Origin of the sequence: Nocardiopsis sp. NPDC101807 (assembly GCF_044766605.1) — a bacterium.
Lineage (GTDB): Bacteria > Actinomycetota > Actinomycetes > Streptosporangiales > Streptosporangiaceae > Nocardiopsis > Nocardiopsis tropica.
This window is the reverse complement of sequence record NZ_JBIWMK010000008.1, coordinates 144010-161507: the sequence shown is the minus strand read 5'-3', so window position 1 is coordinate 161507 and position 17498 is coordinate 144010. Positions and strand designations below refer to the sequence as shown.

Below are 17498 nucleotides of genomic sequence, written 5' to 3'. Positions count from 1 at the left end.
GGGCCCCGACGAGGGGCGGAAAACGGGGGCCGCGGGGAGGGAACACCCCGCGGCCCCCGTTGTTGACGCATAATGGAGGGAAACCGACAGGGGAGCGCGTGAGCGCTGAGAGTGCGGCACCCGGCCGCAGACCCTTACACACCTGATCTGGGTCATGCCAGCGAAGGAAGTCGTAGGAACCCGTCTCCGGCGGCGTGCTCCCGCGCACCCGGGACGGTCCCGGGGCGCGGCACGTCCTCCGGCGTCGCTCTTGGCCACATGGGCCCTCGTCCACCCCGACGAAGGGACACCACCTGATGAGCACCGATACCGGGCGCACCGGATTCTGGCGCGACGTCCTCGGACGGCTGCGCGGCTGGCGCACCGTCGACATCGTCGTGGCAGCCGTGATCGGCGTCGCCGTCGGCGTCGTCTTCTGGCTCTGGAACATCGTCTGGTCGGTCACGACCCCGCTCTTCGTGGGCTTCCCACCCGCGCAGGCGGCGGTCTACGGCATGTGGCTGATCTCCGGCGTCCTCGGCGGACTGGTCATCCGCAAGCCGGGCGCCGCACTGCTCACCTCGATCGCGGCCTCCCTGGTGTCGGCGGTGCTGGGGACGCAGTGGGGGGTCATGGTGATCCTCGACGGGACGCTCCAGGGCCTCCTCCCCGAACTGGTCTTCCTCGCCTTCGGCTACCGGCGCTGGGGCATGGGCGTGGCCGTGCTCGCGGCGGCCGCGGCCGGCCTCTCCCCGGCCGTCCGCGACAACATCGTCTACAACGTGACCTGGCCCCTGCACTTCCAGCTCGTCTACGGCGTCATCGTCGTGATCAGCGCGGCGGTCATCGCGGGCGTCGGCGCCCGCCTCCTCACCACCGCGCTGGCCAGGTCCGGCGCGCTGGCCCCCTTCCCCTCGGCCAGGGGCTGACCCGTGGCCGACCACGACCGCCGCGGCCCCACGGGGGCGACCGCGGAGCACCCCGCCGCACCGGCCCCCCTCCGGTCCCCCGGAGGGGGCGGCGCACGCGTCGAGCTGTCCGGCTGGGGGTGGCGCCACGCGGGCCGCGAGTCCTACGCCCTGCGCGGGGTGGACCTCACGGTCGGGCCCGGTGAGCGCGTGCTGCTGCTCGGCGCCTCCGGGGCGGGCAAGTCCACCCTGCTGCACTCCCTCGCCGGACTCACCGGCCCCGACGGCGCCCTCAACGGCGACCAGGAGGGGACGCTGCTGGTCGACGGCCTCCCCGCCGACCGGGGCCGTGGAGGGGTCGGCCTGGTCGGCCAGGACCCGGAGACGCAGCTGGTGATGGCCCGCGCGGGCGACGACGTCGCCTTCGGCCCGGAGAACCTGGGGGTGGACCCCGGCCTGATCTGGCCGAGGGTGGACGACGCGCTCGGCGCGGTCGGCTTCCCGTACGGGCGGAACCACCCCACCGGCGCGCTGTCGGGCGGTGAGAAGCAGCGGCTGGTCATCGCCGGCGCGCTCGCCATGCGCCCGCGCCTGCTCCTGCTGGACGAGCCCACCGCCAACCTCGACCCCGCGGGCGCGGCCCTGGTGCGCGGCGTCCTGGAACGCCTGCTCGCCGAGACCGAGGCGACCCTGCTCCTGGTCGAGCACCGGGTCGCCGACGTGGTCGGACTGGTGGACAGGGTCGTGGTCGTCGCACCGGGCGGCGGAGTGGTCGCCGACGGGGACCCGGCGGACGTGTTCGCCGCGCACGGGCGCTCCCTCGCGGAGCAGGGCGTGTGGGTCCCCGGTCACGAGCCCTCCCCCGCCACGGTCCCCGCGCCGGGCGGCGGCCCCCGCGTCGAGGCGGTGGGCGTCACCGCGCGCACCCCCTCCCAGCTGGGGGTGGGCGCCCCGCCCCGGAGGACCGTGCTGGACGGGGTGGACCTCTCCGTCGCGGCCGGCACGGCGACCGCCCTGACCGGCCCCAACGGGGCGGGCAAGTCCACGCTGCTGACTCTGCTGGCGGGGCTCTCCCGACCCCACAGGGGCGCGGTCCTGCCGCGCGGCCCCCTGGCAGGGGCCGACCGGCGGCCCCTGGCGCGCTGGCCCGCCCGGCTCCTGTCCCGCCACGTGGGCACCGTCTTCCAGCACGCGGAGGACCAGTTCGTCACCGGCACCGTGCGGGACGAGCTGCTGTTCGCCCCGCGGCGGGCCGGGGCGGACGGGCCCGGGACCGAGAAACGGGTGGACGAGCTGCTGGAGCGGCTGCGCCTGACCGGCCTGGCCGACGCCCACCCCTACACGCTCTCGGGGGGCGAGAAGCGGCGGCTGTCGGTGGCCACGGCGCTCAGCTCCGGCCCCTCGCACGCGCCCGGCGTCCTCGTCCTGGACGAGCCGACCTTCGGCCAGGACACCCGGACGTGGACGGAGCTGGTCGAGCTGTTGGACGGGCTGAGGGCCGGGGGGTGCGCCGTCGTCGTGGCCACCCACGACGAACTGCTCCTGCGGCACTTCGCGGACGTGCGGGTGCGCGTGGCGGAGGGCCGCGCGGTCCGGGGCACGGCGGGGGAGGCGGAGCTGTGAGCGTCTCGGAGGACCGGGGCCGCAGGGGCGGTGACGCCTCCGCCCCGGAGGCGCCGGGCGACGGGGGAGCGCGCCGCCGGCTCACCCGGCTCAACCCGGCCGCCAAGCTCCTGGCCGCGCTGCTGCTGGGGCTCGGGCTGGTCCCGGCCGTGGACGCGGTCACCGGAGGGGTGGTGCTGGCCGGCGTTCTGCTGGTCCTGCCCTTCAGCGGGATCGGCCGGCGCACCCTGCTCGTCCTCGGCGGCCCCTTCCTGCTCATGGGGCTCTCCAGCGGGCTGGTCAACTACCTGTACGGCGAACACGGCGCGGAGGGGGCGCTGGGCGCCGCGGTGCGCCTGCTCGCCATCGCCCTCCCCGGCCTCGTCGCGGCCGTCAGCAGCGATCCGACCGAGATGGCCGACGGGCTCGTGCAGAGGCTGAAGGTGCCCGAGCGCCCCGCCATGGGCGTGCTGGCGGCGCTGCGGCTGATCCCCCTGCTGGCCGACCAGTGGCGGACCGTGACGCTGGCGAGGAGGGCCCGCGGCCTGGAGGCCGGGGGCAACCCGGTGCGGATGGTCACGCTGTTCTTCGGCAGGCTGTTCGCGCTGCTGGTGCGGTCGATCCGGACGGGAACCCTGCTGGCGACGGCGATGGACGCCAGGGCGTTCGGCACCGGGCCCCGCACACGGGCCAGGGAGAGCCGCTGGCGGGGCGGGGACACGCTCCTGCTCGCGGGGGCGGCCCTGCTGCTGGCGGGGGCGTACGCGCTGTCCGCGCGGCTCGGCACCCTGGTGCTGCTGTTCTCCTGACACGGGTGGTTAGGTAGCCCGGGACAGTGACGTCGAAGTGGAAGAGGTGGAGTTCGTGGGCGAGTTCGTGCGCGTGGAGACCGATCCGGACCACCCGGCGGTGGCCGTGCTCCGGTTGGACCGGCCGAAGGTCAACGCGCTCAACGCCGTGCTGACGGCGGAGATCGCCGAGGCCGCCACGAGGGTCTCCGCGGACCCCGCCGTGCGCGCGGTGGTGCTCTACGGCGGCGAGCGCGTGTTCGTGGCGGGGGCCGACATCAAGGAGATGGCGGACCGCACCCACGCGGAGATGCTGGAGTACGGGCGCGGCCTCCAGAACGCCCTGACCCTGGTGGCCCGCATCCCCAAGCCCGTCGTGGCCGCCGTCACCGGGTACGCCCTCGGCGGCGGGCTGGAGCTGGCGCTGGCCGCCGACTTCCGGGTCGTGGGGGAGGGGGCCAGGCTGGGCGTTCCCGAGATCCAGCTCGGCGTCATCCCGGGGGCGGGCGGCACCCAGCGCCTGCCGCGCCTGATCGGGCCCGCGCGGGCCAAGGAGATGATCTTCAGCGGCAGGCACGTGCGGGCGGAGGAGGCCGGGCGCATCGGGCTGGCCGACGAGGTCGTCCCGGACGGGGACGTCTACCGGGCGGCCGTGGCCCTGGTGGCCCGGTACGCGGAGGGGCCCGCCGTGGCGCTGGCCGCGGCCAAGGAGGCCGTCGACCGGGGCCTGGAGACGGACCTGGACTCGGGGCTGGAGATCGAGCGCCTGCACTTCGCCGGGCTGTTCGCGACCGAGGACCAGAAGACGGGGATGCGGAGCTTCGTCGAGCAGGGGCCGGGCAAGGCGGTGTTCAACGGGCGCTGACGCGGGTCGCCGCGCAGTTCGGGGCGGGGGTCCGGGCCGTTCGGGCCGGTGCGCCCGCCCCTCCCTTCCCCAAAGCTTTGTTGTTTTTTGGCATGGTTTTAGTCATTTGTCAGGTTAAGTAGCGATACAGGACCTGCTCCGGTCGTCCGGATCCGGCCAGTCGAGACGAGCGGGTCGGAACCGCCCACGTCAGTTTTCCGTCATACTCGGTGGTGGTCGTCCGAGGGCGGACGGGCCGCCGGACCCCCATGACCCTCCGGCGGTCCCGAACAGACCACACCGGTCCGAGACGGGCCACACAAGCCAATGTTGACCCATCCCCCGGCCGATAAGCTGGACGTGGTGGTATGCGGTCTTTTGAGGGGATGAGTTCTCGATGGCAATGTCGGCAGGTTTCCCCACGGGTGAGGAGCTGCCGGAGCGCATCGGCCACTACGTGATCCGCCGCCGTATCGGGCAGGGCGGAATGGGCGTGGTGTACCAGGCCGAGGATCCCCGGACCGACCAGTTCGTCGCGCTGAAGGTCCTCAAGCCGGAGGTCGCGGGCGACCACATCGCGCGGGCCCGGCTGGCCCGCGAGGTCGAGACCATGCGACGGGTGCAGAGCCCCAACGTGGCGGAGGTCATCGACGCCGACACCCAGGCCGAGCTCCCGTGGGTGGTCACCGAGTACATCCCCGGGCCCACGCTGGACGCGACCGTCACCGACCACGGCCCGCTCCGGGGCCGCGCGCTCACGCGCTTCATCACCGGGCTCGCCCGTGCGATCCAGGACATCCACGCGGTGGAGGTGATCCACCGCGACCTCAAGCCGGGCAACGTGATCATCTCCAACGGCGAGCCGATCGTCATCGACTTCGGCATCGCGCACGCCGTGGACGGCGCCAAGCTGACGCAGACCGGCACGTTCGTCGGCACCCCCAGCTACCTGTCCCCGGAGGTCATCGAGGGCACCGACCTCGGTCCGGCGACGGACATCCACGCCTGGGGCGGCACCGTCGCCTTCGCCTCCACGGGACGCCCGCCCTACGGCGCGGGCTCCTTCGAGGTCATCTTCTTCCGCATCCTCAACGGCGAGATCGACATGGACGGGATGCACGAGGCGCTGCGCCCGCTGGTCAACCGCGCCGTCTCCCGCGACATGCGCAACCGCCCCACGGCCGCGGAGCTGGTCGCGGAGGCGGGCCGCCTCAACCTGGACCTGCCCTGGACCGAGGACCAGGGGGTCCGGTCCACCGGGCTCACCGGCAACCACACCGTCTACAACGCCCCCGCGGGCGGGGGACCGGAGGACTCCGGGCGGGGAGCGGGCGGAGCCGCGGCTGCGGGGGCGGCCGGCGCGGTGCTCGGCGGAGCCGCCGGATACCTGGCGGGACGCGGCGCCGGCGACGAGGGCTGGGGGCCCGCGCACACGAGCAGCGGTGCGAACCCGGCCTCCGGCGCGTGGTCCGGTCCCGGAGGGTCCCCCCGCTCCACCCATGCCGCCGAGTCGGGCGGATGGCGCTCCGACGAGGAGGCCACGGACGACCTCTCCGGCGCGCGGGGCGGCCGGCGGTCCTGGGACGCCGACGAGGACCCGACGGACGACCTGTCGGGCGCCGCGGGCGCGCAGCGCGGCTGGAGCGACCCGGAGTCGACCGACGACCTGGGCGGGCTCCAGGGGACCGACCGGATCCCCCCGGGCGGCCGCGACGACCTCGACGACCCGCAGGGCACCATGCGGATCAGCCCCGTGGGGGACGACCCGGACGACGCGGGGAACACCCGGCGCATCCGCCCCGGCGAGCCCCCGCGGGACGACCCGCAGGGGACGATGATGATGGACCCCGTGGAGCCCGGCCGGGGGCACCCCCGGACGGCCGATCCGGAGGACGGGTACCAGGCGCCGCACACGCAGTTCTTCAACACGCCCCTGCACAAGGGCGATTTCGCGGACATCCTCACGCCGGTCGAGGAGGGGCGCGGCAGCCGCAACACGCAGGAGTTCGCCGAGGACGACTATGAGGAGCGCGGCGGCTGGCTGAGCCGCTTCAAGCGGGGCAGCAACGACCGGGTGGGGGACTACTTCCGCGGTGACGACGAGGGCGTCGACGCCGACGGCGACGGCTACATCGACGAGGAGTACGAGGCCGAGGCGTGGCGGATGCACCCGCTGGTGCTCATCCCCGTCATGATCGCCCTCGCCGGCGTGGCCCTGTGGTTCCCCTGGTTCGGCGCCCTCCTGGGCGTCGTGATCATCGCCGGCCTGGGCGCGCTGGACGTGGTCAAGGCGGAGCACGCGCGCCGCCTCCAGACCCGCGGGCCGCGCAACTCCGACAGCATGGTGGTGGCGCTCAGCTTCCCGTGGGCGTTCGGGCGCATGGTGGTCCGCACCGCCGGGTTCGGCCTGATCTACCTGCTGGCCGGGATCCTGGTCGGCATGGTCTACGCGACGGTCGTGGACGCGACCCCGGGCCAGGGCGCCAACTACACCGGCGCCTTCGCCATCTTCGTGATGATCCTGCTCAGCTACATCATGCCGAGCGGCCGCGAGGCGCGGCACCAGGCGGTGTGGCTGGTGGAGCGGGCGCGGTTCCGGAGCCTGTACCTCTACATCGGCGTGATCGTCGGCATCGTCCTGCTGACCATGCTGATCCTGTCGATCGGGTTGTCCTCCACCCCGGACTGGGCGCCGTTCGGCGGACCGTCCGACTGGTTCGACGGCGGATCCTCGTGACGAGCGGCCCCCTCCCGGAACGGGAGGGGGCCCTCGCGGTTCTCCGGTGGTTCCACCGGTGGTGCGACCGGTTCCCGACCGCCGCGCGCGACCTAGGGTGGTGGTGGGCGGGCCGACGGCCTCGGCCGCGCGGGCCGGACCCGGCGGGCCGCGCTCGGCGGGGCCGCCGAATCCGGTGGCAGGGCATTGGTTAGGGTTTCCTAAGTCACACTTGGGGTCGCGGGTTGGCCTTCAAGCTACTAGCCAGTAACATCTGGTGTACGGGCACATCGCGGGACCGTCCTTGACGTGAAAGGCGGCCCCGCCGTCGAATGACCGAACGGCATTCGGCATTGTTGGCAGAACGGGGCGCACCGGCGTCCGCCCGCCACACGGCGGATCAGAGTGCAGGGAGGTCGGCCACCGGCCATGAATATTGTCGTTTTGGTCAAGCAGGTCCCGGACACGGCGACCGAACGGAAGCTCAACGCCGACGACAGGACGCTCGACCGCGCAGCGTCCGACGGCGTCATCAACGAGCTCGACGAGTACGCGATCGAAGAGGCCCTGCTCCTCAAGGAGAAGCACGGCGGCGAGGTCACCGTCCTGACGATGGGACCGGACCAGGCCACCGACTCCATCCGCAAGGCCCTCTCCATGGGCGCGGACAAGGCCGTCTTCGTCAACGACGACGCGCTCCACGGATCGGACGCCCTGCAGAGCGCCTACGCGCTCGCGCAGGCCCTGGGCACCGTCGAGTTCGACCTGGTCGTCCTCGGCTCCGAGTCCACCGACGCGCGCACCGGCGTCATGGGCGCGGCGCTCGCCGAGTACCTCGGCCTGCCGCAGCTCACGCTCGCCGGCAAGGTCGACATCGACGGCGGCGCCATCAGGATCCAGCGCCAGACCGACTACGGCTACGACGTGGTCGAGGCTCAGCTCCCGGCGGTCGTCTCCGTCGTCGAGAAGATCAACGAGCCCCGCTACCCGTCCTTCAAGCTCATCATGCAGGCGAAGAAGAAGCCGGTCGACAAGAAGTCCGCGGCCGACGCGGGCATCGACACCGGCCGGGTCGGCCTGGCCAACGCCACCACCGAGACCGTCGACTTCGCCGCGGCGCCGCCGCGCGCCGCGGGCACGATCGTCAAGGACGAGGGTGACGGCGGCGTGAAGATCGCCGACTTCCTCGCCCAGAAGAAGTTCGTGTAGGCCAGGCGAGAGACTCAGGAAGGTTCAAGGATTATGGCTGAGGTCCTCGTCCTCGTCGACCACGTCGACGGACAGGTCAAGAAGGTCACGACCGAGCTGCTGACCGCGGCCCGCCGCATCGGCGAGCCCGCGGCCGTGTGGATCGGTGACGGCGCGGAGTCGGGCAAGGCCGCGCTGGCCGAGTTCGGCGCCGAGAAGGTCTACGTCGCCCCGGCCGAGCTCAACGACTACGTCGTCGCCCCCAAGGCCGAGCTGCTCGCGAAGCTGGCCCAGGACAAGGGCGCCGCCGCGATCCTCGTCTCGGCGACCGCCGAGAACAAGGAGATCGCCGGGCGCACCGCCGTCAAGCTCGGCTCCGGTGTGCTCACCGACGTCGTCGACGTCGACGCCGACGTGGTCACCGAGCACAGCATCTTCGGCGGCAGCACCGTCACCCACGCCCGCGTGCGGACCGGTGTGCCGGTCGTCGCCGTGCGCCCGAACTCCGTCCCGGCCGAGGCCGCCGCCGGCGCGGCCGTCGAGGAGGCCGTCTCGGTGGACGTCTCCGACGCCGCCAAGACCGCCAAGGTCGTGGAGCGCGTGGTCCAGGAGCAGGGCGAGCGCCCCGAGCTCACCGAGGCCGCGATCGTGGTCTCCGGCGGCCGCGGCGTCGGCTCCGACGACTTCTCCGTCGTCGAGGGCCTGGCGGACTCGCTGGGCGCCGCCGTCGGCGCCTCCCGTGCCGCCGTCGACTCCGGCTGGTACCCGAACCAGTTCCAGGTCGGCCAGACCGGTAAGACGGTCAGCCCGAACCTGTACCTGGCCCTGGGCATCTCCGGCGCGATCCAGCACCGTGCGGGCATGCAGACCGCGAAGAACATCGTCGCGGTCAACAAGGACCCCGAGGCGCCGATCTTCGAGCTCGTCGACTTCGGTGTCGTGGGCGACCTGCACTCGGTCGCTCCGCAGCTCACCGAGGAGATCAACAAGCGCAAGTAGGCGCACGCGCCGAACACGCCGAACGCCCGGCCGGGGTCACCCGGCCGGGCGTTCGCGCTGTGTCCGCAGAACCACCGGAAATCCTGTTACGGCCAGGCCGGTACTCCGTCGGGAGGCGTCCGGGCCGCTGCGGGCCGCCGGGTTTTCCGGCGGGGAGGCCCGGGTAGGCGGGGCCCACGGAGCCGACCGGGACGGGCGTCCCGGGGCGGCGGGACCTGGGAGGGGCCATGGCGGAACACGGGGGCGCGGTCCGGGTGCGCGCGGGCCGACGCGTCGTGGAGGTGCGCAAGCCGGACAAACCGCTGTTCGGTGAGGGCGGGCCGACCAAGGAGGACCTGGCCCGGTACCACGAGCGGATCGCTCCGCTGATGCTGCCGCAGCTGAAGGGCCGCCCGGTCGCCCTGGACCGCTACCCGGACGGGGTCGGGGCCGGCGGGTTCTTCGTGAAGCACCCCTCCACGCCGGAGTGGGTGCGGACCGTGCGGACCAGCGGCGGCACGATGATGGAGTGCCGGGACGCGGCGACCCTGGTGTGGTGCGCCGACCAGGCGGCGATCACCCTGCACGCCTGGCAGTCGAGGGAACCGGACCTCGGCCTCCCCGACCGGATGGTGCTCGACCTCGACCCCGCCGGGGACGGGGAGGAGGCCTTCGCCGAGTGCAGGGCCGCCGCCCGGGACGTACGCGAGGTGCTGGACGAGGTGGGGCTGGCCGCGTACGTGATGACGACCGGTTCGCGCGGGCTGCACGTGCGGTCGCCGCTGCGGCCCGAGGCCGACGACCAGGAGGTGCGGCGGCTGGCGGAGGGCGTCGCCGACCGCGTGGCGGCGCGGAGACCGGACGAGCTGACCACCGAGGTGCGCAAGCAGGCCCGGAAGGGGAGGCTGTTCGTCGACTTCCTGCGCAACGGCCGCGAGCAGCTCGCGGTCGCCCCGTACTCGGTGCGGGCCAGGCCCGGCGCCCCGGTGGCGGCCCCGGTCACCTGGGCGGAGCTGGACGGCCTGGAGTCGTCGCGGGCGTTCGGCACGGACCTGGAGCGCGAGGCGTGCCCGTTCGCGGGCATGGGCCGCCACGCCCGGTCGCCGCGCAGGGCGCTGGAGCGGTTGGAGCGGCTCGGCTGACCCCTCAGGACCCGGGGGCGCCCTCCGGCCACACACAGGGCGAGGAGGCCCCGATGGACAGGCTGCCCTGGACGCTCGACTGGACGGACATCCGGAAGGAGTCCTCCTCGTTCTCGACGAAGACCGCCAGGTCTTCGGGGCGTCCGTCGTCTGTCACCTGGTAGCCGTTGGCCGTCCAGTACTCGTGCAGGAGTTCGACGCTGGCCTCGTTGTCCTCGGCGGGAAGGCCACGCAGCCAGTAGGTGCGGCCGACAGACGCGCGGCCGCTCTCGCCTCCGTCGACTGTGTCGTCGCAGGGATTGGCGACATCGCCTCCCAGAGCTTCGAGCTCCGGGGCCTCGGGGAACACTGCCACGGCCGCGGCGATGTGCTCCTCCACCCTGGTGTAGGCCTCGTCATGGGTCATTGCTGCCTCCTCCTCCGAAGTATCCGAGTTCCCAACGGGACCGCAGGCGGTCAGGACCGTCATGACGGCGACGCCGCTGCACACGAGTCCGAGAGCGTTGGTATCCACTGTTCCCCTACTTCTGTCCGGCGATGACCTCACCCATGTACCGCAGGGACCTGGTGTCAGGATCGAAATATTCTGAGTGTGCGTCGTTGAGCGGCCACTGGCCCCCGTCGGTGCCCGGGTTCGACCTGAACCCCGTTGCTCCGAAGTCCGGATCCGTCGGGTCCATTCCGTGGGTGAAGCCGGTGAGGTACGTGATGTTGTCGTTCTCCGCTGTGGAGACGTGGACGTTTTCAGGGGCGAGTCCCAGGTCGCTCACGTGGTCGGCGTTGGCCCCGGGACTGCCCACCAGCACGATGTTGTCCGCGTTGAGCCCTCCCTCCCCCTGAGCGGTGTGACCCACCACGGTGGAACCGTAGCTGTGGCCGATCACGGTGTTGTTCGACGGGGACGGGTTCACGTGGGTGGCGCGCAACCCGTCCTGGAAGCTGCTCAGCTCGTCGACCGCGTCCTCGGCCCGGCCCGCGCCGGCTGCCTCGACCGCGTTGGGAGCGTCGTATCCGATCCAGCTGATGACGGAGTGGCTGCCCTCCTCGTCCACTCCGGTGGCCGACTGCACGAGGGCGTCGGCCCGGTTCATCTGGGAGTCGATGCTCTGCCAGGTGGTCGTCGTGCCCGGGACGAGGGTGGCCACGTTGTCGGCGGTGTCGGGGTTGCCGTTCGCCACGATCGCGCGTCCCCCGCCCTCGGCGTCGAGGGCGAGCAGGTACCTGTCCGCACCCTCGTCTTCGAGGTTGTCGCGCAGGGTGGTCAGCGTGGAGAGCTCCCCTTCGAGGTCGGTCAGGTCGGTCTGGGCGTTGTAGGCGCCCATGCCGCCGTCGGAGTCCGTCAGGGAGTCGAAGGCCTCGTCGCGTTCCTCCTGCGCGTTCTCGACCTCCTCCTCCAACCGCTCGATCTCCTCGTCCAGGTGCACCCGGTTGAGCTCGTCGCGCACGGCCGAGGGGATGCCGTCGAGTTCGCGGAGCAGGTCGGGGTGGTCCCGCACGGCCTGCGCCTGCTCCTCCTCCGTCATGGAGGTCCACCACAGGTTGACGATGGACGGGTGCTCGTCGCCGGTCAGCTCGTCCGGGACCATGCCGGGAACGGCGTCGCCCAAATACAGCAGCTGACTGCCGGACAGGAGGGCGGACTCCACCAGGCGCTCCAGGGTCTCCTGGCAGGGTCCGTCGCGCAGGTCCTTCTCCGCCTGTTCGGCCTGGTCCATCAGGGTTTCCCAGTGCCCGGAGTGCTCGGTGAGCAGTTCCTCGCGCAGCTCCTCCATGCGCTCGGCGGGCCTCCCCGTCGCCTCCTGGCCCACGCTGCCGAGGATGGAGTCGTTGCCCGCATCCCTGATCGCGGACTTCTCCTCCTCCCACCGGGTCTCCAGCTTGGCCCGCTCGGCCCGGTAGGCCTCGACGTCCAGGCCCCACCGGCGCAGGACGGCCGCCCCGTAGGTGAGGGCGGCGGCGGCCTCCTGCCAGGCGGCCAGCTCCTCCGACGAGCCGGAGACGATGTTCCAGGCGATGAGGTCGGTGAACTCGCCGGCGGACGACTGGAACTGGCTGTGGGCGCCCTCGGACTGGCCGGTCATCTTCCGGCACACGGCGTCGAGGTCGTCGGCGCCCGACTCGATGGCGCCGACGTCGGCGTCGATGTCGGCGGGCAGGCCGAGGGACATGGAGGCGACGTCGCTCACGGGTGTCTCCGGGGGGTGGGTGGCGGGCGCGGGGTCAGAAGTTGATCCGGATGTCGAGGGCCTCCAGGCCCTCCTGGTACCGCTCGGCGCTCTCATGGTCCGAGTCGGTGATCGCCAGGTCGGCGCCCTGGACGTTCTGGGCCAGGTTGATGCCGTTCTGCGCGACCCGCCGGATGTGCTCCATGGCGTCCAGCTCGTAGTCGGCCAGGCCGGGCGAGACGTGTTCGGAGACCGCTGAGACCAGCCCTTCGACGGCGGCCTCGAAATCGGTTCCGAGGAAGACCATGGCCTCGGCCAGCGCCTCGGCCTCCTCGGCCTCGGACATGGCTTCGACGGGGTTGACTCCGGTACCGCTGGACACGGGGACTCCCGGGGGGGTGGGGAAGGGGGCGGGGCAAGCCTACAGACAGTGCCGGAACGGTGGCGGATCCGGACATGCGTGCCGCATGGCGGTCCGTGCGGCCCTGAACTGGGGGTTCGCCCGGGGCGGCGGACCGGTGCGAGGTTCTGGCCGTTTGTGGACACGTGGGGCGGGTGCGGCCAGAGGGGGACCGGTGCGCCTGGTGCGACAGGTGTGGTGGAGGGGATTCCGGGAACGATGCCATCACCTCGGCCCGGTCCGGCCGCGGCACCGCTTCCGACAGAACCGCGGGGGAGACCCACATGGAGGGCTACGAGGCCCAGATCGGCCTCGTGCTGGTCCTGGTCGTCGTGAACGCCGTCTTCGCCGGCAGCGAGATCGCGCTGATCACGCTGCGGGAGGGGCAGCTCAGGAGGCTGGAGGCGAGCGGCCCCGGGGGCCGGGCGGTCGCGAGGCTGGCCCGCGACCCCAACCGGTTCCTGGCCACGATCCAGATCGGCATCACCCTGGCCGGTTTCCTCGCCTCGGCCACGGCCGCGGTGTCCCTGGCCCGCCCGCTGGTCGAGCCGCTCGGCTTCCTCGGCTCCTACGCCTCCCCGGTCTCCGTCGTCCTGGTGACCGTCGTGCTGACCTTCGTCACCCTGGTCCTGGGCGAGCTCGCGCCCAAGCGCATCGCGATGCAGCGGGCCGAGCCCTGGGCACTCCTCGTCGCCAGGCCGCTCAACGCCCTCGCCGCCCTCTCGCGGCCCGCCGTGTGGCTGCTCAGCGTCTCCACCGACCTGGTGGTGCGCCTGGGCGGGGCGGACCCCGGGGCCGACAAGGAGGAGGTCTCCGAGGAGGAGCTGCGGGAGTTGATCTCGGCCCAGGGCGACATGACCCCCGAACAGCGGACGATCCTCTCCGGCGCGTTCGAGATCACCGGCCGCACGCTACGCCAGGTCCTGGTGCCCCGGCGCGACGTGGACACCGTCCCCGCCTCCCTGCCCGCCGGCGAGGCCGCCCTGCTCCTCGCCGAGCGCGGCCGCTCGCGGGCGCCCGTGGTCACCGAGGGGGACGTGGACGACGTCGTCGGCGTCGTGCACTGGTCGGACCTGCTGCGGGGCGAGGGGGACGCGGGCTCCCTCGCACGCGAGCCGCTGCTGCTGCCGGACTCCCTGTCCGTGTCGCAGGCGCTCCGCCGGATGACCGGCGAACGGCAGCAGATGGCGGTGGTGATCGGCGAGAGCGGGGCGGTCGACGGCATCGTCAGCCTGGAGGACCTGCTCGAGGAGGTCGTCGGCGAGATCTACGACGAGACCGACGCCGACGAGCGCGTTCCCACCAGAGTCGCCGGCGGAGCCCTCCGCGTGCCCGGCGCCTACCCCGTCCACGAGCTGGACGACCTCGGCGTCGTCCTCACCTCGCCCCCGGAGGGCAGCTACGTCACCGTCGCCGGGATGGTCCTGGTCGTGCTCGGCCACATCCCGGAGGGCCCGGGGGAGAGCGTCGACCTGGGCGGGTGGACGGCCACGGTCACCGAGGCCGACGGCCGGGTCGTCGGCGAGCTGCTGCTCGTCCCCGACGACTGACCGCCGTCCGGCGACGCCCGGGCGGCGGCGCGGGCGCACGGGCCCCGAACGCCCCCGTCTCCCTGAACACTTCGCCAAGGAACGGCAAGCCCCTTTGCCGGAGGGGCGCTTCCGGGGCACGGTGGCGGAGAGTGACGCCGACACCAGGGGGAGCCCGATGCACGCCGACCAGACACCCACCCCCTACACGGGACTGGACCGGATGACCATCGGAGGCGAGTGGCGCCACGGTTCCTCCGGCGAGGTCCACCACGACGTGGACCCCTACGACGACACGGTCCTCGCGGAGGTCCACCTGGCCGACGCCGGCGACGTCGACCTCGCCTACCGGGCGGCGGAGCGGGCCTGGCCGGTCTGGGCCGCGACGCCCGCCTACGAGCGGGCCGAGGTGTTCCGCCGTGCGCTCCGCATCCTCGACGCGCGCCGCGCCGAGGTGGCCGGGTGGCTCGTCCGCGAGGCCGGGGCCGTCCGCGACCGCGCCGAGTTCGAGATCGACCTGGTCCGCAGCGGCATGGCCGAGGCCGCCTCCTACCCCACCCGGGTCGAGGGCCGCATCCTGCCCGGGATCACCCCGGGGAAGGAGAACCGCGTCTACCGCGAGCCCCTGGGCGTCGTCACCGTGATCAGCCCCTGGAACTTCCCGTTGCAGCTCTCCCACCGCTCCGTCGCGCCGGCCGTCGCCCTCGGCAACACCGTCGTCCTCAAGCCGGCCGAGAACACGCCCGTCACCGGGGGCCTCCTCCTCGCCCGCGTCTACGAGGAGGCGGGGCTGCCCCCCGGCGTCCTCAACGTGGTCCTCGGCAAGGGCGGGCAGATCGGCGACGCGCTCGCCACGCACGACTCCTCGCGGATGGTCTCCTTCACCGGCTCGACCGACGTGGGCCGCCACATCTCCCGGCTGATCCCGCTCAAGAGGCGCACGCTCGAACTCGGCGGCAACAGCCCCCTCGTCGTGCTGGACGACGCGGACCTCGACCTGGCGGCCGACGCCGCGGTGTTCGGCTCCTACTACCACCAGGGCCAGATCTGCATGGCCACGAACCGGATCATCGCCACCACCGGCGTCCACGACGAGCTGGTCGACCGGATCGCCGCGCGCGTACGCGCACTGCGGGTCGGGGACCCGGGCGACCCCGCGACCCAGATCGGCCCCGTCATCGACGACGACCAGGCCGAGGGCATCCGCGACCTGGTCGACCGGTCGGTCGAGGTCGGCGCGCAGCTGCTGCTGTCCGGCGAGCCGGGCGGACCGGCGGGAAGGGTCCTGCCGCCCTACCTGCTGCTCGCGGGCAACCACGCCCCGTGCGCCGCCGAGGAGGTGTTCGGACCGGTCGCCACGGTCATCCGGGCGACGGAGGAGGAGGACGCGCTCCGCATCGCCAACGACACCGAGTACGGGCTCTCCAGCGCCGTCCACACCCGTGACGCGGAGAAGGGGGTGCGGTTCGCCCGGCGGCTGCGGGCGGGCATGACGCACCTCAACGACTCCACCCTCAACGACGAGGCCAACACGGCGTTCGGCGGGGAGGAGCACTCCGGTCACGGGCGGTTCGGCGGCGAGTGGGCGATCGAGGCGTTCACGACCGACCACTGGGTCAGCGTCCAGCACGTCCCCCGCACCCTGCCGTTCGGCTCCGGCGGGCGCTGAGGGGGCGGAAGGGCCGCGTCAGCGCTTGCGCAGCACCAGCAGCAGGTTCCAGGTGACGACCTCGCGCAGGAAGGGCACGTGCACGACCGGCTTCGTCCACGTCGGCAGGTAGCGGGGACGGACGTCCACCGCGTCCACGTCGGTCCGCCCGCGCGCCCAGCGCAGCATCTCCCCGGCGTACGCCGCGTACATGCTGCGGCCGAAGTCGTTCTTGGGCCGGCGCCCGTTGCGCCGGGCGAACCGCTCCGCGGCGTACGGTCCCCCCAGGTAGTGCCACGGGGAGGTCTCGTGCCCGCCCCAGGGGGACAGCCACAGCGTGTACGACAGGTAGACCAGCCCGCCGGGCCTGGTCACCCGCACCATCTCGTCGGCCATCCGCACGCGGTCGGGCACGTGCTCCAGGACGTTGGAGGAGAAGCACACGTCCACCGAACCCGTGCGCAGCGGCAGGTCCAGGGCGCTGCCCTGGACGCCGTGCGCGTCGGCCTCGCGGCCGTGCAGCGTCATCTCCCCGGCGTCGGAGTCCACGCAGAGGCAGCGCGCCCCGGCGGAGCGGAGCTCGTCGGCGAAGTAGCCGGGGCCGCCCCCCACGTCCACGACGAGGCGGCCGTCCAGGGGTGTGTAGGAGCGCAGCTGGGCGACGGTGTCGCGGGCCAGAGTGCCGTAGAAGAAGGCCGGATCGGACTGCTCCCTGCGGAACGCGGAGAACAGGGCGACCGAACGGCCCAGGGTGGCGCGGAAGGGCACGGTCCCGTCGTCGCGGGCTGCGGGGGTCACGCGGATCCCCCTCCGGCCGGTGCTGCCCCGTCCAGCACGACGAAGTGGCGCAGGTGCCGCCAGTGGTCGCCTCCCCAGTACTCGTCCGAGGCCGCGATCCGGCCGCCGGGCACCAGCTCGGCGATCCGCCCGGTGCGCAGGGTGTGCATCCGCATCGGCGCCGGGTAGCGCAGCACCACCCTCTGCGCCAGCGCGACCAGGGGCCACGGCGCGTACCGGAACACCATCCCCTTGAAGGTGCGGCGCTCGGTCTCGGGCACGCCCAGCACCATCACGCCGCCGGGGCGCAGCACGCGGGCGAACTCGCGCACGTAGCCCTCGGCCAGCGCGGTCGGCAGGTGCTGGAGGACGAGGTCGGTGTACACCAGGTCGAACGAGTCGTCGCCGAACAGGGACAGGTCGGCCCGCTCGTTCAGCGTGAACGCGATCCGTCCCCCCGAGCGGTCCAGGCGGCGGGCCTCCTCCAGCATCGGCGCGGAGATGTCCACCCCCACGACCTCGTCGAAGTGCGCGGCCAGCGCGTTGGACAGCCGTCCGGCGCCGCAGCCGAAGTCCAGGACCCGGCCGCCCCCGGGGCGGATGCCCAGCTCGTCCAGGCGGGCGACCGCCGGGTCGACCTCGGCCCGTCCCGAGGCGAGGAACTCGTCGTCGTCCCACCCGCCGTCGCGTTTGTCCGGGTCCACGCACACCGCCCACAGCGGTTCGGCGGAACCCAGCCGGGTCCAGTCACGGCGGACCTGTTCGAGCCCCACCGACATCACCTCCACGGTGTCACGACCCCGCCGGAACATGGTTCTGCATCATGTTCCTGTT

Annotated in this window: 15 protein-coding genes and 1 riboswitch; of the genes, 10 read left to right on the top strand and 5 right to left on the bottom strand. The window is 73.0% G+C overall.

The features are described 5' to 3' along the window. The first annotated feature begins 78 nt into the window (after positions 1 to 78). A riboswitch (TPP riboswitch) is annotated at positions 79 to 186 on the top strand. Between the two features lie 110 nt (positions 187 to 296). From ACIRPH_RS24205 to ligD, 8 genes are all read left to right on the top strand, one after another. Then, positions 297 to 908: an ECF transporter S component gene (locus ACIRPH_RS24205; protein WP_402918195.1), complete on the top strand. Its 612-nt coding sequence runs from the start codon at positions 297 to 299 to the stop codon at positions 906 to 908. 105 nt (positions 909 to 1013) lie between these two features. Next, a complete protein-coding gene (locus ACIRPH_RS24200; RefSeq protein ID WP_402918606.1) occupies positions 1014 to 2510 on the top strand; it encodes an ABC transporter ATP-binding protein in 1497 nt (498 codons plus the stop codon). Further along, on the top strand, positions 2507 to 3298 hold the full coding sequence (locus ACIRPH_RS24195; RefSeq protein WP_402918192.1) for an energy-coupling factor transporter transmembrane component T family protein: 792 nt from the start codon (positions 2507 to 2509) through the stop codon (positions 3296 to 3298). Before ACIRPH_RS24200 ends, ACIRPH_RS24195 begins: the two co-directional genes overlap by 4 nt. Positions 3299 to 3353: 55 nt before the next feature. Continuing rightward, entirely contained in the window at positions 3354 to 4142 is a 789-nt protein-coding gene (locus ACIRPH_RS24190) for an enoyl-CoA hydratase/isomerase family protein (RefSeq protein ID WP_402918604.1), read from the top strand. A gap of 376 nt (positions 4143 to 4518) precedes the next feature. Continuing rightward, entirely contained in the window at positions 4519 to 6858 is a 2340-nt protein-coding gene (locus tag ACIRPH_RS24185; RefSeq protein WP_402918189.1) for a protein kinase, read from the top strand. A 408-nt stretch (positions 6859 to 7266) separates the two neighbouring features. Beyond that, entirely contained in the window at positions 7267 to 8046 is a 780-nt protein-coding gene (locus ACIRPH_RS24180) for an electron transfer flavoprotein subunit beta/FixA family protein (protein WP_402918186.1), read from the top strand. Between the two features lie 33 nt (positions 8047 to 8079). Then, complete coding sequence (locus ACIRPH_RS24175; protein ID WP_402918183.1) at positions 8080 to 9024, top strand: electron transfer flavoprotein subunit alpha/FixB family protein; 945 nt, start codon at positions 8080 to 8082, stop codon at positions 9022 to 9024. A gap of 227 nt (positions 9025 to 9251) precedes the next feature. Next, positions 9252 to 10145 carry a non-homologous end-joining DNA ligase gene (ligD, locus tag ACIRPH_RS24170; RefSeq protein WP_402918180.1) on the top strand — a complete coding sequence of 298 codons (894 nt, stop codon included), beginning with the start codon at positions 9252 to 9254 and terminating at the stop codon, positions 10143 to 10145. Between the two features lie 4 nt (positions 10146 to 10149). Here the strand turns inward: ligD and ACIRPH_RS24165 are convergent, their stop codons facing one another. The 3 genes from ACIRPH_RS24165 to ACIRPH_RS24155 form a co-directional block, all read right to left on the bottom strand. Next, the gene (locus ACIRPH_RS24165) at positions 10150 to 10551 is read right to left on the bottom strand and encodes a hypothetical protein (RefSeq protein ID WP_402918177.1); all 402 of its coding nucleotides are present in this window, start codon (positions 10549 to 10551) and stop codon (positions 10150 to 10152) included. 115 nt (positions 10552 to 10666) lie between these two features. Continuing rightward, positions 10667 to 12331, bottom strand: a complete 1665-nt coding sequence (locus tag ACIRPH_RS24160; protein WP_402918174.1) for an alpha/beta hydrolase — start codon at positions 12329 to 12331, stop codon at positions 10667 to 10669. A 34-nt stretch (positions 12332 to 12365) separates the two neighbouring features. Then, on the bottom strand, positions 12366 to 12692 hold the full coding sequence (locus ACIRPH_RS24155) for a hypothetical protein (protein WP_402918171.1): 327 nt from the start codon (positions 12690 to 12692) through the stop codon (positions 12366 to 12368). A 302-nt stretch (positions 12693 to 12994) separates the two neighbouring features. Here ACIRPH_RS24155 and ACIRPH_RS24150 point away from each other — a divergent pair, with 302 nt between their 5' ends. Together ACIRPH_RS24150 and ACIRPH_RS24145 are read left to right on the top strand one after the other, a co-directional pair. Continuing rightward, positions 12995 to 14260, top strand: coding sequence for a hemolysin family protein (locus tag ACIRPH_RS24150; protein WP_402918169.1), 1266 nt, complete (start codon positions 12995 to 12997; stop codon positions 14258 to 14260). A gap of 157 nt (positions 14261 to 14417) precedes the next feature. After that, positions 14418 to 15908 carry an aldehyde dehydrogenase family protein gene (locus ACIRPH_RS24145; RefSeq protein WP_402918166.1) on the top strand — a complete coding sequence of 497 codons (1491 nt, stop codon included), beginning with the start codon at positions 14418 to 14420 and terminating at the stop codon, positions 15906 to 15908. Positions 15909 to 15926: 18 nt separating this feature from the next. On the opposite strand, the gene ACIRPH_RS24140 is transcribed toward ACIRPH_RS24145, so the two are convergent. Both ACIRPH_RS24140 and ACIRPH_RS24135 read right to left on the bottom strand, forming a co-directional pair. After that, complete coding sequence (locus ACIRPH_RS24140; protein WP_402918163.1) at positions 15927 to 16685, bottom strand: methyltransferase domain-containing protein; 759 nt, start codon at positions 16683 to 16685, stop codon at positions 15927 to 15929. After that, positions 16682 to 17476: a class I SAM-dependent methyltransferase gene (locus ACIRPH_RS24135; RefSeq protein WP_402918160.1), complete on the bottom strand. Its 795-nt coding sequence runs from the start codon at positions 17474 to 17476 to the stop codon at positions 16682 to 16684. The genes ACIRPH_RS24140 and ACIRPH_RS24135 overlap by 4 nt, the downstream gene beginning before the upstream one ends. Positions 17477 to 17498 lie beyond the last annotated feature (22 nt).